Below are 18,438 nucleotides of genomic sequence, written 5' to 3' on the forward strand. Positions count from 1 at the left end.
ATGAAATCATTAAAATTCCTCCACATACTTTCCCTGTCCATCCTGGTTTTTGCTTCCGGATGTTCAAAAAACTTCGAAAATTATTCAAAGAACGGGAACCAGCCCTTGCCTGGCCAGGTCCCTCCCGGCACAATTCTCCGTTCTATTCTGAACGATATTGTCGTATTTCCCGGTGGAAATGAGGACAAACAATGCCAGTATATCTGTTCAAATTATACCTATTACGGAACGAACGAATATTGGACCGGGAGTGCTAAGTTGAATTACAATGACCTGAATAACGTGATAGCCATGGAAGCGGAAGCCAGAAGGATCGTAGGATCCGACAATAATCCCTACCATGCCTTAGGCTTATTCCTCCGGGCATTTTTCTTTGTGAGCATGAGCGAAAAGGTAGGTGATCTGCCCATGAAAGATGCGTTACAGGGATTAACCAATATTGCGCCTAAATATGATACCCAGAAGGATATATTCAAACAGTCCTTGCTGTGGCTCGATTCTGCCAATACCTTACTGGCAGGTCAATTACCCCTATTAAGTGTAGCACCAGGTTACTTCGAATTTTCCGGTGATTTTTATTATAAAGAAAGACTTAATAATGCATTGTCTACGCTGGGTGCATTGACCGAATGGCAGAAGGTAGTGAATAGTTACAAATTGCGGGTATTGATCGAATTAAGTAAAAAGGCCTCCTCCGACCCGGATATGAATATTCCCCAGCAGTTCGCAACTATTATCGGCGACCCGGCCAAATATCCCATCTTTACGGCAAATACGGATAACCTGCAATATGTCTATAACAGCACCTATAATTATTATCCCGATAATATCAATAACTTGGGAAATAATCAGCTGCGTCTGAACCTGGCGGCGACCCTGGAGACCACCCTTGGCCGGTTAAATGACCTGCGTTGTATGGTACTCGGCGAGCCAGCCCGTGGATTACAGGATAAGGATACGACCATCGCCGGAAAGGATACCACCCTGGTAGGTTTTGACAAAACGTTTACGGATACTTCCTATAAATCTTATGTCGGTGCTCCCTCCGGAGAGGACTTAAGTACTATGGCTGCCCAGATCCAGAAAAAAAGGCTTTCCTTGTATAACCGTAATCATTTTTATTCCGGCTTTACGGCAGAGCCTACCTATATCCTCAGTTATCCTGAAGTTTGTTTTGCCATTGCGGAAGCAATTAACAGGGGTTGGATTGCAGGGGATGCCGGATTGTGGTATATGAATGGGGTGAAGGCTCAGTTCGCCTTTTACGGGATCACAGATGGCGCCAATATAGTGACGCTCCAAGGTTCTTCCGGCGAGATCACCTATCCCCTAACCTTTAATTTTTCAGACTATTTTGCACAGGATACGATTAACTATAAAGGCAATAATACGCAGGGATTAAACCAGATCTTATTGCAGAAATATCTGGCCTATGCCCGTAATTCCGGCTACCAGGCCTATTACCAGTGGCGCAGAACCGGTGTACCGGCTTTTGATGCAGGTCCCGGAACCGGGAACGGAGGCGTGATCCCCAGAAGGTTCCAGTACCCTTCCAATGAGATCACCTCCAATGGCACCAATTATGCGTCTGCCCTGCAAAGCCAGTTTGGTGGCAAGGACGATATCAATACGGATATCTGGTTGGTTAAATAAAATACATATTATAAATAACCCATGAAATGATCTTTCCGACAGGGCCGGTTCTTATGAGCCGGCCCTGTATTTCGGTTAAATATTTAAAATATGAGAGCTGTTAAAAAAACAATTGCCTGTCTTTGCTTTTCCTTCCTGGTAACCGGTATGGGATCCTCCGTTGTTTCTGCACAGCAGGGGCCGCAAATTACTCAGGAGAAGACCCAAAAAAGGATGCCGGGGAAGATACCGGGAAAGACACCCGGGAAGACTGAGAACCTCGTGATCTTTACCCTGGATGGAATGCGCTGGCAGGAAATTTTCGGAGGAGCGGATTCCGCTCTTTTGAATAATGCTGCCTATACCCAGGATAAGGATGGACTGAAAAAACGATTCTGGAGCGATGATACGCAGGAAAGAAGAAAAAAACTTTTCCCATTCTTCTGGGGAATTTTACAAAAAAATGGTCAATTATATGGAAACAGAACCCTGGGTAACCAGGTAGATGTTGCCAATCCCTACAAGTTCTCTTACCCGGGTTATAACGAGATCTTTACCGGCTATCCGGATACGGCCGTAAATTCCAATGATAAGGTGCTGAATAAAAATACCAATGTGCTGGAATTTATTAACAAACAAAAAGGATATGCCGGAAAAGTAGCTGCATTCAGCACCTGGGATGTTTTTCCCTATATTTTGAATGCCGGGCGCAGCGGGATCTATGTTAATTCCGATGTGGATACCCTTCGTTTTTCTTCCAAAGGCCTGCAGCTTGTTAATGAAATGCAATTTCTGGCGCCCAGGCCTATTGGCGTAAGACAGGACTTTCTTACTTATTTTGCCGGAAAGGAATACCTGAATGCATACGAACCAAAAGTGTTATATATTGCGTTTGATGAAACGGATGATTTCGCCCATGCAGGTCTTTATGATCAATACCTGAACAGCGCCCATGCGGAAGACGGGATGATCGGCGATCTTTGGAATAAGCTGCAATCCATGCCTCGTTATAAGGATAAAACGACCTTAATAATCACTTGCGATCATGGAAGAGGGGATAAGATCAAAAGTCAATGGCGTGATCATGGCCAAAAAGTGGAGGATTCAAAGGAGATCTGGATGGCGGTTATCGGACCGGACACAAAGCCGGCAGGGGAAGTGACCACCAAAACACAGCTGTATCAGAAACAGTGGGCACCCACCATCGCCGCCCTGTTGGGTTTTGATTTCAAACCCGATCAGGGATCCGCAGAACCGGTCCGGTCAGTTTTGCCTTAATATAAAATCAGCAGTATGAATACGGAACAAGCCCTTAAAATTACAGATGAGATCTTCGACATGTATGAAAATTATGGCGGAGCGGAATATGCAGGAGAAAAGATAACACAGCTGGAACATATGGTTCAGGCCGCCCAAATGGCCGAAGAACAGGGCCATGATGAAGAAGTGATCCTGGCCGCCTTCCTGCATGATATCGGACATATCAGCGAAGCGGCAAAGGGTGATAATGAAATGGATGGTTTCGGCATCAAGGACCATGAACAGATCGGGGCTGACTTCCTGCGTGAAAAAGGATTTTCAAAAAAAGTTGCCCGCCTGGTGGAGTCGCATGTGGAAGCAAAAAGATATCTCACCATCAAAGACCCTTCCTATTATGCCCAATTATCAGAAGCCAGCAAAAAAACACTCGAATACCAGGGCGGCCCGATGACCGAAGAAGAAGCGGCCGCCTTCGAAAAATATCCGCTTTTTGACCTGATCATCAACATGCGTAAATGGGACGAACAGGCAAAGATCGAAAACAAGCCTCTTCCCGATCTTCAGCACTACAGGAAAATGATGCTGCATCATCTTGAGGCGAACAAGTAATAAAAAAACGAAATATAATAAACACCTTTCTGAAAAATGAGCGCCATACAATTGATCGTTTTTGATATAGCGGGCACTACGGTGCTGGACAAAGGAAATGTGGCGGATTCTTTTATTGCGGCCTTTCGCGAATCCGGTTTTGAAATACCCAATGAGGACGTAAAAAAAGTAATGGGTTTTCGTAAGATCGACGCTATACGGATCCTGCTGGAAAAGTTCTCCGATGGTAAGATCGATACGGCATCCATAGCAGGTCAGGAGCTGATTGAAAAGATCCATTCAGCTTTTATAGGGAAAATGGTAGCTTTTTACCAGACCGACAAGGACCTGCAGCCATTGCCGCATGTCGAAGAAGTTTTTTCCAAACTGAAGGCAAAAGGGCTGAAGGTTGCTCTGAACACAGGGTTCACCCGGGCCATTACAAATACAATCCTGGAACGTCTTCACTGGAATAACGGACAGGCAGGGATCGACCGGGTCATTTGCAGCGATGAAGTACCACAGGGGAGACCTGCTCCCTATATGATCGAATCATTGATAGCGGATCTTGATATTCATTCCGCCGCAAATGTGCTGAAAGTAGGAGATACGGAGGTGGATGTAAAGGAAGGCCGGAATGCAGGGTGCGCCCTTGTGGTCAGCGTTACCACCGGAGCTTATACCCGTTCCCAGCTGGAACAATATTCTCCGGATTTTATAATCGACGATATCCGGGAATTGCTGCCCATTATCGAAAAGCATGAGGGATGATGACGGTCAACCCAACGAACAGGATCCTGGCGATCCGGGCGTGGTTGCAGCAATCACCGGCATGGGTATTCGTGTTATATGTTTCCCTTTCTTCTTTTGTCGTTTATACCTGTATGTACGGTTTCAGGAAACCCTATACCGCTGCTTCTTTTGAAGGGATCCATCTATTTGGTATTTCCTATAAGGTGGTCCTGGTTATCTCGCAGGTATTCGGTTATATGTTCAGCAAATTCTACGGGATACGTTTTATCGCCTCGATGCAGCCGGATAAAAGGGCTGGGTTTATTGTCAAACTGGTCCTGACCTCCTGGGTATCCCTGTTGTTGTTTGGTCTTGTGCCGGCTCCCTATAATTTTATTTTTATGTTCATCAACGGGCTGCCGTTGGGGATGGTCTGGGGCCTGGTATTCGGTTTCCTGGAAGGAAGAAGGGTCACCGAATTGATGGGTGCTATTCTGGCAACCAGTTTTATTTTCGCTTCGGGTCTCGCTAAAACTGTGGGAAAATGGTTGATGCTTTATGGGCATGTTACCGAATGGTGGATGCCTTTTGCCGCGGGTGCAGTCTTTGTAGGGCCATTATTGGTGAGTACCTGGCTCTTAAATCAAACACCGGCTCCGAACGCGGAAGATATCGCAAGCCGGACGATCCGCCTTCCCATGGGCAAACAGGAACGTAAAAACTTTTTAAAACAATTCGGTTATGCCCTGATCCCCGTCGTAATAGCTTATGTCATGCTTACTATCCTCCGTGACTTCACCGAGGATTTTGCCAATGAATTATGGGCTGAAACCGGGTTTAAGAATAATGCGGATGTTTTTGCCCGTACCGGTACCATCGTTTCGCTGATCGTCCTGGCAGTGATCGGGGGATTTTTTCTGATAAAAAATAATTATAAAGCCTTTCAGTTAAATAATGTGATCATTATCGGCGGTTTTTTGCTGGCTGCAGGATCGACTATTGGTTTTCATCTTCACCTGATCTCCCCCGTGACCTGGATCGTGAGTGCTTCCGCAGGACTCTACCTGGGTTATGTTCCTTACAATTGTTTTTATTTCGAACGTATGCTCGCAGCTTATAAAGTGCCGGGGAACGTTGGTTTCCTAATCTATATTGCCGATGCATTCGGGTACCTGGGAACGGTAGTCGTACTGCTGGTAAAGGAGTTCGTAAAGATCAAATACAGCTGGGTCGATTTTTTTACCGGCATGTTCTATGTTGCCGCGGTGGGAGGGATCCTGTTGGTATTATGGGGCTCCGTCCTCTATGCAAAGATCTACCGGAAGGACCCGGCTTTGAAAGAAGGTTAAAAAAATAATTTATGAAATCACGATCGGCTATCGTCATAGGCGCAGGAATTGTTGGCCTGGCAACGGCAAGGGCCTTGGCAATGAGGGGGTTTTCAGTAAAGCTGTTTGAACGCTCTGATAGGGCCGTGGGCGCCTCTATCCGGAATTTTGGGATGATCTGGCCGATCGGTCAGACTGCCGGGAAAATGTATGACAGGGCCGTTCGCAGCCGGGATGTATGGAAAGAAATTGCCTCAACAGGGAAATGCTGGCATGAACAGGCAGGTAGTCTCCATCTTGCCTATGAGGGGGACGAATGGCAGGTTTTGCAGGAATTATACGAAGTGTTTCGAAAAGAAGGCAGGCCGGTAAAATTGTTGGATAAAACAGCCGTTCTTTCCCGTTCTGAGGCCGTCGTTGCAGATGGGTTGCTGGGCGGGCTTTATAGCGGCGACGAATTGATCGTCGACCCCCGGGAAGCCATCGCAGCCGTACCCGGCTGGCTCACGGAAAAATTAAACGTAGCGTTCCATTGGGGGAAATGCGTTTCTTATATTTCTGATCAGACAGTATATATTGGCAATGAAGAAGAACATGAGGCCGATCTGATCTTTATTTGTAACGGAGCGGATTTTGAAACGCTCTATCCGGAACATTTTTCCGCCAAGCCCGTTACCAAATGTAAATTACAGATGATGCGTCTGGTAGCTCAACCCGGTGACTGGCGTGTCGGACCAGCCCTTTGCGGCGGATTGTCTCTTATCCATTATAACAGTTTTAAGGCTGCTGCCTCTCTTCCCCAATTAAAACAACGTTATGCCGCAGAAATGGCGGACTACCTGAAATGGGGTATTCATGTGATGGTCTCCCAGAACGGAAAAGGAGAACTGACTATTGGTGATTCTCATGAATATGGCCTTACGCACGACCCCTTCGATAAGGACTTTATCAATAAAATGATCCTGGATTATCTACGGAAATTTGCCCAATTCAAAGACTGGTCCCTTTCCGAAAGCTGGAATGGCATTTACACAAAGCTTACGGACGGGGCCGCCGATCTTTTTTTCTCGCCGGAACCTTATGTATATGTCATTAACGGGGTTGGCGGTGCCGGTATGACCCTGTCCTTCGGTCTTGCAGAAGAATTAGTGGCTGGTTTGTAGGACCTGACTGTGAAAAAGGATGGTAGAGAGGATGGTAATAATGGATGGTAATGTGTGGTGTTAGTATGGCGTAATGGCATAAATTTGCAGAATGCCGGTATGAAGGCTGGCACCATCTGCGGATATGAATAAACTAAGATCCATTATTGTTGCCAATAGTCTTTTTTTTACCGGATTTCTGTTCTTTTTCACCCTGGGTTTGGTGTTCCTCCTAACCAGTGGAAAGGCGGCGACCTTTTTGTACCTTAACCCTTATCATCATAACCGCCTCGATACCTTCTTCGTTTATTTTACTTATTTGGGCGATGGCATTTTCACCATTATTATTTTTCTTATTTTATTATTCCTCCGCCGTTGGTCCCAGGCCTGGCAGGTGATGACAGCTTTCCTGGTATCCTCGCTGGTGGCCCAGGTGTTGAAAAATCTGTTCTCCATGCCCCGCCCCAAACAATTTTTTGACCAGGGACAATACCCCTATTTCATCGACGGGGTTACCCATGTAGGTTTTAGCAGCTTTCCTTCGGGCCACAGCGTTTCTATATTTGCCCTCGTTACGTTACTGGCCTTATTCGAAAAGAATAAAAAATGGAATATTGCCTATTTGCTGGGTGCCGTAGCAGTAGGATATTCCAGGATCTATCTCGGGCAGCATTTCCTGGGAGACGTTCTGGTGGGCTCCTTTATCGGCGTGTCATCATCTGTCCTGATCCATTGGTTTTTTACCCCCCAGCCCCCTGAAGGGGGAGTGATCCCCCCAGCCCCCTAAAGGGGGAGTGAAATTACTGAAGATTTTAAAAGAATTAATTGACATGAACGAAGGATACAGAAATAACAGGAACTTGCTTCACTCCCCCTTTAGGGGGCTGGGGGGTAGGTTAGGGGTTTTCGCCATTTTAATGTAGGTTTGCCGTCAATTTTCCTCCAACAAATTCGTTATGAGGGAATTTTGTGATATTTTAATGAAGATGTCTTATGATTGAAGGTAAAAAACTGGTGATCGTTCTTCCGGCCTATAATGCAGCGCTAACCCTCCGCAAAACCTATGGGGAGATCCCCTTTGATATTGTAGATGATGTAGTGCTTGTTGATGATAACAGCAATGATAAAACCGTTGCGGTGGCCCATGAATTAGGAATCTCCCATATCATCAAACATGATAAGAACAGGGGATATGGCGGCAACCAGAAAAGTTGTTATAATAAAGCCCTGGAGCTCGGTGCGGATATCGTCATTATGCTGCATCCGGATTACCAGTATACGCCCAAACTCATCCCTTCCATGGCCTGGCTTATCGCCAACAATGTTTACCAGGTGGTATTGGGTTCCCGTACACTGGGTAAAGGAGCCCTTCATGGGGGAATGCCCTTATATAAATATTTCTTCAATCGTCTCCTTACTTTTATCGAGAATATATTGCTCCGGCAAAAACTGGCAGAATACCATACCGGTTACCGGGCCTTCTCCCGTGAAGTGCTGGAAAAGATAAATTACGATATCAATTCCGAAGATTTTGTTTTTGATAATCAAATGCTTTCCCAGATCATTTACCTGGGTTATGAAATCGCAGAGATCACCTGCCCTACCCGCTATTTTGAAGAAGCATCCAGTATCAATTTCAGCCGCAGCGTAGTTTATGGGTTGGGCGTATTAAAAGTTTCCATCGTTCACCGGCTTTGTAAATGGGGAATTATGAGCTGCAAGATGTATAAGCCCCTCAATTAATAAGCTATATATTTGCGGCATAATCAACCCGGAAATGCGTTTAAATAAGACTACCACCGTTCTTCTGATAACAATACTCTCCGCCCTGATTTTTATTCCTTTCCTGGGTAGGGTCCATTTATTCGATTGGGATGAAATAAACTTCGCCGAATGCTCCAGGGAAATGATCAAACTGGACGATTATTCCCGGGTCTATATCAATTTCAAACCTTTCTGGGAAAAACCTCCGATGTTCTTCTGGATGCAAAGTACCTCCATGAAATGGTTTGGTGTAACTGAATTTGCAGCCCGGTTCCCCAATGCTATCTGCGGAATCGTTACCCTGATCGTGGTCTTTCTTTGCGGAAGCAGGATCTATGACCGAAAATTCGGTATTCTCTGGGCGCTTGCGTATGGAGGCTCCCTTTTTCCGAATATGTATTTCAAATCGGGAATTATCGATCCCTGGTTCAATCTTTTTATCTTTCTTTCCCTTTATAATTTTATTTTATACCACTGGAAAAGAAATCAATTCGATAAGGAAGGATTAAAAAAGACCCAACTCACCTATGTGGTCTGGTCTGGTATTTTTATGGGACTGGCCATTTTAATGAAAGGACAGGTTGCCTTAATGGTGTTCCTGCTGACCCTGGGTGTTTACCTGATCTATAATCGTTTTCGTTTTTATTTCGGCTGGGGGCATGCGCTCTTGTTTTTAGTGGTTGCTTCGCTGGTTACCCTTACCTGGTATGGATATGAGACGGCGAAAAACGGACCCTGGTTCATAACCCAGTTCCTGAAATACCAATACCGGCTGTTCTCCACTCATGACGCTGATCAGGCGGGATTTTTCGGCTATCATTATATCGTGATTCTCATCGGTTGTTTTCCTGCTTCTCTTTTTGCCATTCCTTCTTTTTTCCGGTCTTCTTATACCAGCCGGTTCGATAAGGATTTTAAGAAATGGATGCTCATTCTTTTTTGGGTAGTGACCATTTTATTCACCATCGTTCAGTCCAGGATCATACATTATTCTTCCCTGGCCTGGTTCCCGGTAACCTTTTTAGCAGCGTATACCTTTTATAAATGGGAACGTAAAGAACTCACCTATAAAAAATATGCAGGTATTTTAGCAGGCGTTCTGGGTGGGATTATCGCGGTTGTTCTCCTTGCGGCCCCGCTGATCGCGATGAATATTAAAAAACTGATTCCTTATGTAGAGGATAAATTTGCCCAGGGCAATATGGCGGCAGATGTACATTGGACGGGTTTGGAGGGAATAGTCGGCCTTTTACTGGTAGTCACACTAATCGTTGGTTTGCGCAGTCTGAAACACCGCGCCTATACAAAGGCCGCCGTCGTTTTTTTTACGGGAACGGCCCTGGTGGTTTTTGGCGCCTCGGCCATCATTGTTCCGAAGGTGGAACGATATTCCCAGGGGGCTGCCGTCGATTTTTTTATCGAAAGACAGGGAGAGGATTGTTATGCCAATACGTTGGGATATGGCAGTTATGCCCAGCTTTTTTATTCCCATAAAGAAAAACCTGTCAACCTGAATTCATATGATGAACAGTGGCTTCTAACCGGCCCGATCGACAAACCTGCCTATTTTGTCTCTAAAGTTGACCGTATAGACAATTATAAAGGATATACCGAACTCAAAGAATTATACCGGAAGAACGGTTTTGTTTTTCTGAAAAGGGAAGTGCCGCAGACTCCTGCGAAATAACGAGCCTTTATTTCATTTTGATTTATTTCTTTTTTCCGCCCGAGAAGAAACGCAGGATATTACTGATCACCTTGTCGTTGATACCCAGTTTCCGCTTAACGCTCGTATACATGGATATCAGCGTATTATCGAGCTTCACCAGGATCTTGTTGTTGCCATCTCCGGGTCTTGCCTGGTAATAGGTAGCCTTACGAAGCGGATTGTCTTCTATCGTATAATAATACAGGGCGATCGATCTCCTGAATGTTCCTTCCGGACAAGTCATCGGCAGCGGATGGCCATGATAGGAATCTGCATCCGTGCTAAAAATTACGCAACGGTTGTAGATGGGTAATACGGCCGCTTCACAGGCCTTCATTTCCCTGTCCCAAAGCTCCAGCTTGCCTCCCCATTCTTCTTTCCAGTCCGGGTTCAGATAGACCAGCACATTTACCCGTCGTTGCCAGTTGCGCTGATGGGGGTGGGCCGTAAAATCTGCATGAATATTCAGGTAGCCCCCCCGGGTGGATTGATGAATGCCTCCGCCTTCCAGCCCGTCATCTTTCAGGAGATTGGGGATGCCGGTGATCGTGCTGAGCCATTGGAGAAATTCCGGGGAATTTAATTCATTGATGGTCCCTTTAATGGTCTCCGGCAGCAGGTCCAGCTTGTTGAGGCCCCGTTTGTCTTCATTATAGTGCTTGTAATTGATCCATCCGTCTGTCTCATTCAGGGTATTGAATTCGGCTATACATTTATCCAGCACAGCAGGATTGAGGAAATTTTCCAGGACGATATGCGGGTAAGGGCTGGCACCACGATATTTTTTACTGAGTTCGTCAAGATGGTTATTCCAGGTCTGATAGTCAAATATTTGGGTCGTGGTTGGCAATTTTGGATTTTTTAGGTTTGGGGGCAAAGGTAGGAAAAACCACTTAATCCCTCCTTGATTCCAGGGTGAACCCGATGGTAGTGCCCACGTCAGGTGTGCTTCGGACATGTATGGATTGTCCATGAGCTTCGATGATATGTTTGCAGATGGCCAGACCCAGGCCGGTTCCGCCTTTATCGCGGCTCCTGGCCGCATCCGTGCGGTAGAACCGCTCGAAAATGCGCATTAAATGTTCCTCTTCGATCCCGATGCCGTCATCGCTGATCTCGATAAGCACATTCTTTTCGTCGATCTTATAGATACTGGCGACAATACTGCCGCCCGGTTTACCGTATTTGGAGGCGTTCTCCACCAGATTGATAAGAACCATCCGGATCTTCTCCTTGTCGGCAAAGACCATAACCGGGGATTCGCAACCCTTTTTTATGGAGGTCTTTATATTCTTATTATGGGTCTTCAGGGACAGGGATTCGAATATTTCCCGGATGAGATCCTGAATGATGAAATTCTGTTTGTAAAAAAGTTGTTCTCCTCTTTCCAGCGTAGAGATCTCATCCAGGTCATTCATCAGGTTGACCAGCCGGTCTACATTTTTGGCCGCATTTTCCAGGAATTTTTTCAGAATAACAGGATCTTCCATTGCCCCTCCTAATAAAGTATCCACATATCCCTGGATGGCAAAAATGGGCGTTTTGAACTCATGGGCCAGGTTTTGGAGAAATTCTTTACGGTAGGCTTCGTTCTTTTTCAGCAATTCGATCTCTTCATTTCTCTTTTCACCCCATTTTTCCACGTCTTCCCGCACTTCATCGATACTTTTTTGAGGCAGGATATATTTGAAATAGACCTCTTCTTTTTTAGTAGCCTTGGTCTGATGGATAAGTTTGTAGATAAGTTTGATCTTCCGGTAGATGAATTTTTCCAGCGTGAACAGGATCAATCCATAACTGCCCGAAAAGATCAGGAACAGGGACGCAGCACCAACGATCATATTGCCGGTCAGGAAATAGATACCCACGGAAATGGGGGCGGCCAGCAGGCAGGCGGTCAATGCGGATAACTGCTTGGGTGTCAGGTTCTTGGTGGACGGCATAGAAAGCGCCTTGTATCAGGCTTTTTACTTGTATCAGGCTTTTTATCAGAGATTGAACTTATAACCTACGCCTTTTACGGTAGTGATACAATCCAATCCCAGTTTCTGACGGATCTTGCGGATATGGACATCGATCGTGCGATCGCCTACGATAACCTCGTTCCCCCATACCTGGTTCAGGATCTCATTGCGTAAAAAGACCCGGCCAGGCCGGGAAGCCAAAAGATACAACAATTCAAATTCTTTTTTGGCCAGGGTTATATCCTTGGTATCCACCGTTACTTCAAATTTGGAAGGGTCGATGGTCAGATTCTCGATATTTAATACCCTGTCATCCGGTTCTTTATTCACCCGGCGAAATAAGGCATTTACCCTGCTGACCAGGACCTTGGGGCTGATGGGTTTGGTGACATAATCATCCGCTCCCGTCTCCAGTCCCCGGACATGGGACCCTTCGTCACTCAGGGCCGTCAGGAATATGATCAGGGTTTCTTTGAAGGCGGGCTGGGCTCTTAATATTTCACAAACTTCCACCCCGTTCTTTTTGGGCATCATGATGTCCAGGATGATCAGATCAGGTCGGACGATCTTTGCCTTCCCGATGGCTTCGTCTCCATCTTTGGCGGTTATAACTTCATACCCTTCTTTAGTAAGATTGTATTGTATGATCTCCAATATATCGGGCTCATCATCAGCGATCAGTATCTTCTTGCCTTTGGATTCCATTTGCCTGAAAATTTACGCAAACCTACTGGAAATATGGCGTTAGGAGGGTTTCCCAGGACGAGTTCACAATTTTATAATATAGAAATAACACGGATTCGGGTCCGGATTAGCCGATTTTCCTCAAATTTAGGGATTGTTCGGTTGGATTTCCGCCTTACTCTTCCTAATATAGTTATCCGTAGCATTAATCCTTCTTTTGGTAGTATTTTTGCATAAATACGAGCGGGACATCCAATTATATGAATCCATTTTTACGATCCATCGCCATTTCGGTAACTATTTCGGCCTTTTTGATGACGGCTTTCCTGCGGGGAACGGCTCAACCAGTTGCCTATCCCTATAAAGTAGCGCAGGACCGTATGTTATGGCACGACAATGTGGATAAGGAACAGAAAAAGCTCCTGGTGCTGGGTGGAGGCAAACATGATAGCCTGATCAGGCTGGCAAAAGACGAAAATGTGAACCTTCAGATCACCGATGCCCTGATCCGCCAGGTGGATGACCTGCAGCGCGGGATCGAGTTCGATTCTACCCTTAATACCAACAATAAAAAAAAATATCTCCGGGGACTGGAATTTCTCCTCAGGGGTTTTACTCAGGCCTATGAGAATAAAGAGATCCTCCCTTCAGCATCACCTGCCCTGATCTCAGCCTTCGAAAAAGCAATGCAACTGGACAAAACCGGCCAAAGTATAGAACCGGTCGTTACCTCGAATAGTTACGAAGTGGGTAAAATCCTGGTGGAATGTTTCCTGTATCCATCGGAGAATGTTGGGGTAAAGCCATCACGCCTTTATCTTACGCGCAGATATTGCGAAATGCATCCCGGCCTGATCCTGAATTATCTGCGGATGCACCCGGATCTGCCCTTTGCCGACAGCCTTATCGTTGTGGCCGGTCATCATAATATCCGTCAGTTATACGATTTCGCGGCTGCTAATAATGAGTTGGGTATGCGGATACGAAACAGCCAGGATTCCCTGATCCATACCGTGGCACAGATGGCCGGCAGTAAAAGCGGGCAATTGTATTTTCCTTTCCTGGATAACCTGGTCCGAAAACGCATTACCCTCGAGGAGATCGATAAGGTAAAAGGGGATGAGCTGAATTATTACCGTTTGCTGGTGAGGACAAGATTGGATTATGCCGGCCGTGTCCTGCCGCCGGAGAAAGATACCCCACTGGAAATGAATGCCTTAACGGAAATGTTGGCAAAAAAAGGGAAAGAGATCTTCGTCAGGGAGATCAATGCCCTCCATACGGTGGAGATCCCCGCTGTCCGTTTTAAGATTCTCGATCCGTTAACGTCGGCCGAGCTGTATTACCTGATCGTTCTGAGCGAGGATGAGATCTACACTTCCAGTTACCTGGGGGTATACGACAGGATCTTCCAGCGCATGCCCAATCCATATGGGGATAGTCTGCTCATGCAGGTGCATGGTGACTATTTCCGGAAATTCATCAAGATGGCTGCCGCCTACAACAAGCTGGATCATTTCCTGGGTACGATGAACAAACAGAATGCAGGGACGGTCATGAAATCGTTCATCATCCATCTGGAAAATGCCAATGAGGAAGAAGCGGTGGATGTAGCTGATTCCTATAGCAGCATTTTTGAAAAAAATCCGGTGCTGGCCAGGTTTATCCTCGATGAAGTCAAGGCCAACTATGATAAGAACCAGGCTGCCAATAATAAAAAGGGGATCATCATTTATAACCTGTTACAAACCCTTTTTGAGTCCGCCGATACCACCAACCGAACTGACCTGTCTGCCAAACTGGGCATTTCTCCGGTTTATTCCGTGGATTATAATCTATTGGCCGATGACAGCGGCCGGGTGATCCAGCAGGTCTTTTTTTATGGAGACCAGGACAAGGACGGTCAGAATTCCTTCGTGAATTTTATGGCTTTGTTCCGGCCGAAACCAGGGGCCAAATCCGAATGGAAGATCGCCGAGAACCCGCAATGGGCGACCATCACATCCACGAAAGGAAGACCTATCCTGATTTTTGCCAACAAGCCGTTGCTGGGCGACGATGATCCGGATGCCAAGGCACAGAAGGCTCTGGATGATTATCTCTATGACCGCCATCTGAAGCCGACGATCGTCATCCACAGAGGGCATAGTTATCATGTAAAATCCACGATCGGGCAAATGCCGGCTACGGCCCGTATAGTCGTCCTTGGGTCATGCGGCGGATATAATAATCTGAGCGAAGTCCTTAAGATCAATGAGGATGCCCATATCATTTCCTCCAAACAGGTAGGAACCAAAACGGTGAATGAACCCATTTTGCAGGCTATCAACAATACCCTGCTGGCCGGAAAAAACATAGAATGGCTCCCCATGTGGAAGGAATTGAGCACCCGCTTCCGGAATGACCCTGCGGCGAAAGAAAAATTCGACGATTATATCCCGCCCTATAAGAATCTTGGAGCCATCTTTATCAAGGCTTACCGGAAATCGATGGAGGAGGAGTGATTGGATTAAAGGAATATATACCTTTGCTGTCCATTTATGTCCGAAGAGAAAAAAAAGAAAACGGTATTCGATTTTGGTTTGTTGAGAAGGGTATTTCAATATGCGGCTCCATACAAAAGACGATTGTATATCTCCGTGGCCCTTTCCATCCTGCTGGCCGTATTGTCTCCCTTAAGGCCTTTCCTGATCCAGGTGACCATCAATGATTTTATCCGCAAAGGGGCAGGGTCCGACCTCAGCCTGAAACAAAGAATGGAAGTACTGGTGATCGGGGTCACCCTTTTACAGATAGGTCTTTTGCTGATCGAGACGGTGGCCCGCTTTTATTTCTCCTTTATAACCGCCTGGCTGGGTCAGACCGTCGTAAAAGACCTTCGGGTGGCTGTTTACCGGAAAATACTGGGGCTAAATCTGTCTCAATTCGACAAGACGCCCATTGGCACCCTGACTACCCGGACGATCAACGATATTGAATCCATAAATGATATTTTCTCGGACGGGTTGATACCCATTATCGCCGATCTGCTATCTATCATTTCGATCCTGGCTTTTATGTTGTATGCAGATTGGCGGCTTACCCTGATCTGCCTGACTCCTTTTCCTTTTCTGGTCCTGGCGACCTGGCTGTTTAAAGAGTCCGTCAACAAATCCTTTATCCGGGTCCGCAATGCAGTGGCGGCGCTGAATGCTTTTGTACAGGAGCATATAACCGGTATGCAGATCGTCCAGACATTTGCAGCGGAAAGCCGGGAGTCGGTTAAGTTCAAAAAGATCAATAAGGAACACCGGAACGCCAATATCAATGCCATTTTTGCCTATTCCGTTTTTTTCCCCCTGGTCGAGATCGTACTGGCGGTATCCACCGGGTTGCTGGTATGGTGGGGTGCGGGACAAGTCCTTCATCTTCCGGAACAACAAGCCGCAGAACTTACCGGAAAGATCGTCGCTTTCTTTTTATACCTGAATCTTCTTTTCCGTCCATTGCGGGTCATTGCCGATAAGTTCAACGTGTTACAGATGGGAATGGTCGCCAGCGAAAGGGTCTTCCGGGTTATGGATAATGAAGATACGACCCGGACGGAGGGAAACTATGCTCCAGACAAGATCAGGGGAAAGATCGAATTTAATAAGGTTTATTTTGCCTATACGGACGACAAGTATGTACTGAAGAATATTTCCTTTATGGTAAATCCGGGGGAAACGATTGCCCTCGTAGGTCATACCGGCAGCGGCAAAACCTCTGTCATCAGCCTGATGAACCGGCTCTATCCTATTCAGCAGGGGGAGATCCGGATCGACGATGTCAGGGTGGAAGATTATAAGCTGGATGATCTTCGAAAGAATATTGGGGTGGTCCTGCAGGACGTATTTTTATTTTCCGGTTCCATAAAAGACAATATTACCCTTCGCAACGAGGACATTCCGGAGGAAAAGGTAATAGAGGCCGCCAAATTGATCGGGATGCACGATTTTATCATGCGTCTCCCGGGAGGTTATGATTACAATGTGATGGAAAGGGGTAGTTCTTTGTCCATGGGGCAAAGGCAATTACTCTCTTTTATCCGGGCCTTGTTATACGATCCGTCCATCCTGATCCTCGATGAGGCTACTTCTTCCGTGGATACGGAATCAGAACTGCTGATTCAGGAGGCGATCGATAAGCTGATCGCCGGGCGAAGCTCCATTGTCATCGCCCACCGTTTGTCCACCATCCGGAAGGCCAGCCAGATCATCGTACTGGATAAAGGGGAAATCCGGGAAACCGGTACCCATGAACAGCTATTGGCAAAAGGCGGCTTTTATGCTAAATTGCATGAGATGCAGTTCAGTAAGCAGGATCCGGCCGAAAGAAAGGCTTTTTTTTAATCTAATTTTCATATTTTGCCAGCCTGCCCTTATCTTTGCGGCAAATTTTAGGGAAGGTATGGTATTCAGAAGCTTCAAATCTTTATTGGTCGCGGCTTTCAGCCTAAGTTGCCTCGTTTTTTCAATGAGTGCGGCTGCCCAGGACAAAGACGCAAAAACAGAAGAGCAGGCAGCCCCTGTATCCGATCACGCCGCTGAGAAAAAAGAAGGATTGGATCCCGCTAAGATCATCCTGGAACACGTTGCGGATGGCCATGAATTTCACTTCTTTACGTTCAATAAGAAGCCCGTCTCCATTTTTTTACCCGTCATTCTGTATGCTCCTTCGAAAGGCTGGTCTGCCTTTATGTCCTCCGCTTTTGAGCATGGTCATGCCGAACACGATGGTTACCGCTTGCTGAATGAAGAATATATAGAGGAACACAAATCGGATGCCCGTTATAAACTGGGTAAAATTTATGCCGTGAATGAGGCTGGTCAGCCTGACGCCGGTATAAAAGTCTATGATCTTTCCCTGGGGCGTAATGCCGTTCAGGTGCTGATCTCCGTCTTGCTGCTTGTTCTGCTGATGAACGGGATCGCCGGTAAATATTCCAAAGGACAGGGGATCAAGGCTGCTCCCTCCGGTTTCCAGAATGCCGTTGAACCCGTCATTATCTTTGTACGGGATGAAGTAGGCAAGTCCAATCTGGGCACCCGCTATGAAAAATACATGCCTTTTTTACTCACCGTTTTCTTTTTTATTCTTATCAATAACCTGATCGGCCTGATCCCAGGAACGGCCAATGTTACCGGGAATATCGCCTTTACCGCCGTATTGGGTATTATCTCCTTTATCGTGATCCTGGCCAGCACCAACAAACATTACTGGGGCCATATCATCAATCCTCCGGTTCCGCTGGGCGTTAAGCCGATTATGATCCCCGTGGAGATCCTGGGTATCTTTACCAAACCCTTCGCCCTGATCATTCGTCTTTTTGCCAATATGATCTCCGGACACATCATTATCCTGAGTTTTATCATCCTGATCTTCATATTCGGCGCCATGAATACGGCACTCGGATGGGGAACTTCTCCCTTTTTTGTCGCCCTGTCGATCTTTATTTACCTGATTGAAATATTAGTTGCGTTTATACAGGCCTTCATTTTTGCAAATCTCACGGCAGTATTCATCGGTCAGGCTTTTGAAAGCAGTCACCATGAGGAAGGGCATGAAGGTCATGACGATGCAGTAATGGTATAGTGAAGAGGTATCGGTTATCAGAA

At 46.3% G+C, this 18,438-nt stretch carries 15 protein-coding genes; 12 read left to right on the plus strand and 3 right to left on the minus strand.

Annotation, left to right across the window (positions count from 1 at the left end):
• The 9 genes from ACX0G9_RS19565 to ACX0G9_RS19605 all read left to right on the plus strand — a co-directional run bounded on the left by ACX0G9_RS19565 (window position 1) and on the right by ACX0G9_RS19605 (window position 10,133).
• Complete coding sequence (locus tag ACX0G9_RS19565) at window positions 1–1,653, plus strand: SusD/RagB family nutrient-binding outer membrane lipoprotein (RefSeq protein WP_459066642.1); 1,653 nt, start codon at window positions 1–3, stop codon at window positions 1,651–1,653.
• 90 nt (window positions 1,654–1,743) lie between these two features.
• The gene (locus ACX0G9_RS19570; protein WP_459066643.1) at window positions 1,744–2,910 is read left to right on the plus strand and encodes an alkaline phosphatase family protein; all 1,167 of its coding nucleotides are present in this window, start codon (window positions 1,744–1,746) and stop codon (window positions 2,908–2,910) included.
• 15 nt (window positions 2,911–2,925) lie between these two features.
• Window positions 2,926–3,501 (plus strand): phosphonate degradation HD-domain oxygenase, encoded by a 576-nt coding sequence (locus ACX0G9_RS19575; RefSeq protein ID WP_459066644.1) that lies wholly within the window; start codon window positions 2,926–2,928, stop codon window positions 3,499–3,501.
• Window positions 3,502–3,537: 36 nt separating this feature from the next.
• On the plus strand, window positions 3,538–4,251 hold the full coding sequence (locus tag ACX0G9_RS19580; protein ID WP_459066645.1) for an HAD family hydrolase: 714 nt from the start codon (window positions 3,538–3,540) through the stop codon (window positions 4,249–4,251).
• Window positions 4,248–5,561 carry a DUF5690 family protein gene (locus ACX0G9_RS19585; RefSeq protein ID WP_459066646.1) on the plus strand — a complete coding sequence of 438 codons (1,314 nt, stop codon included), beginning with the start codon at window positions 4,248–4,250 and terminating at the stop codon, window positions 5,559–5,561. Before ACX0G9_RS19580 ends, ACX0G9_RS19585 begins: the two co-directional genes overlap by 4 nt.
• Before the next feature lie 11 nt (window positions 5,562–5,572).
• Window positions 5,573–6,703 (plus strand): TIGR03364 family FAD-dependent oxidoreductase, encoded by a 1,131-nt coding sequence (locus ACX0G9_RS19590; RefSeq protein WP_459066647.1) that lies wholly within the window; start codon window positions 5,573–5,575, stop codon window positions 6,701–6,703.
• Window positions 6,704–6,827: 124 nt separating this feature from the next.
• A complete protein-coding gene (locus tag ACX0G9_RS19595) occupies window positions 6,828–7,469 on the plus strand; it encodes a phosphatase PAP2 family protein (RefSeq protein WP_459066648.1) in 642 nt (213 codons plus the stop codon).
• 206 nt (window positions 7,470–7,675) lie between these two features.
• On the plus strand, window positions 7,676–8,425 hold the full coding sequence (locus ACX0G9_RS19600) for a glycosyltransferase family 2 protein (RefSeq protein WP_459066649.1): 750 nt from the start codon (window positions 7,676–7,678) through the stop codon (window positions 8,423–8,425).
• 34 nt (window positions 8,426–8,459) lie between these two features.
• Entirely contained in the window at window positions 8,460–10,133 is a 1,674-nt protein-coding gene (locus ACX0G9_RS19605; RefSeq protein WP_459066650.1) for an ArnT family glycosyltransferase, read from the plus strand.
• A 22-nt stretch (window positions 10,134–10,155) separates the two neighbouring features.
• Here ACX0G9_RS19605 and ACX0G9_RS19610 read toward each other — a convergent pair whose 3' ends face one another.
• The 3 genes from ACX0G9_RS19610 to ACX0G9_RS19620 are packed head-to-tail and all read right to left on the minus strand — an operon-like array spanning window position 10,156 to window position 12,823.
• Window positions 10,156–11,004, minus strand: coding sequence for a 2OG-Fe(II) oxygenase (locus tag ACX0G9_RS19610; RefSeq protein WP_459066651.1), 849 nt, complete (start codon window positions 11,002–11,004; stop codon window positions 10,156–10,158).
• A 43-nt stretch (window positions 11,005–11,047) separates the two neighbouring features.
• Window positions 11,048–12,097 (minus strand): sensor histidine kinase, encoded by a 1,050-nt coding sequence (locus ACX0G9_RS19615; protein ID WP_459066652.1) that lies wholly within the window; start codon window positions 12,095–12,097, stop codon window positions 11,048–11,050.
• A 45-nt stretch (window positions 12,098–12,142) separates the two neighbouring features.
• Window positions 12,143–12,823, minus strand: coding sequence for a response regulator (locus tag ACX0G9_RS19620; protein ID WP_459066653.1), 681 nt, complete (start codon window positions 12,821–12,823; stop codon window positions 12,143–12,145).
• Window positions 12,824–13,062: 239 nt separating this feature from the next.
• On the opposite strand from ACX0G9_RS19620, the gene ACX0G9_RS19625 reads away from it, so the two are divergent.
• The 3 genes from ACX0G9_RS19625 to atpB are packed head-to-tail and all read left to right on the plus strand — an operon-like array spanning window position 13,063 to window position 18,415.
• A complete protein-coding gene (locus ACX0G9_RS19625) occupies window positions 13,063–15,306 on the plus strand; it encodes a hypothetical protein (RefSeq protein WP_459066654.1) in 2,244 nt (747 codons plus the stop codon).
• A 36-nt stretch (window positions 15,307–15,342) separates the two neighbouring features.
• Complete coding sequence (locus ACX0G9_RS19630; protein ID WP_459066655.1) at window positions 15,343–17,172, plus strand: ABC transporter ATP-binding protein; 1,830 nt, start codon at window positions 15,343–15,345, stop codon at window positions 17,170–17,172.
• Between the two features lie 58 nt (window positions 17,173–17,230).
• Window positions 17,231–18,415 carry a F0F1 ATP synthase subunit A gene (gene atpB / locus ACX0G9_RS19635; protein WP_459066656.1) on the plus strand — a complete coding sequence of 395 codons (1,185 nt, stop codon included), beginning with the start codon at window positions 17,231–17,233 and terminating at the stop codon, window positions 18,413–18,415.
• The last annotated feature ends 23 nt before the right edge of the window (window positions 18,416–18,438 follow it).

It is taken from the genome of Flavitalea flava (assembly GCF_054461575.1).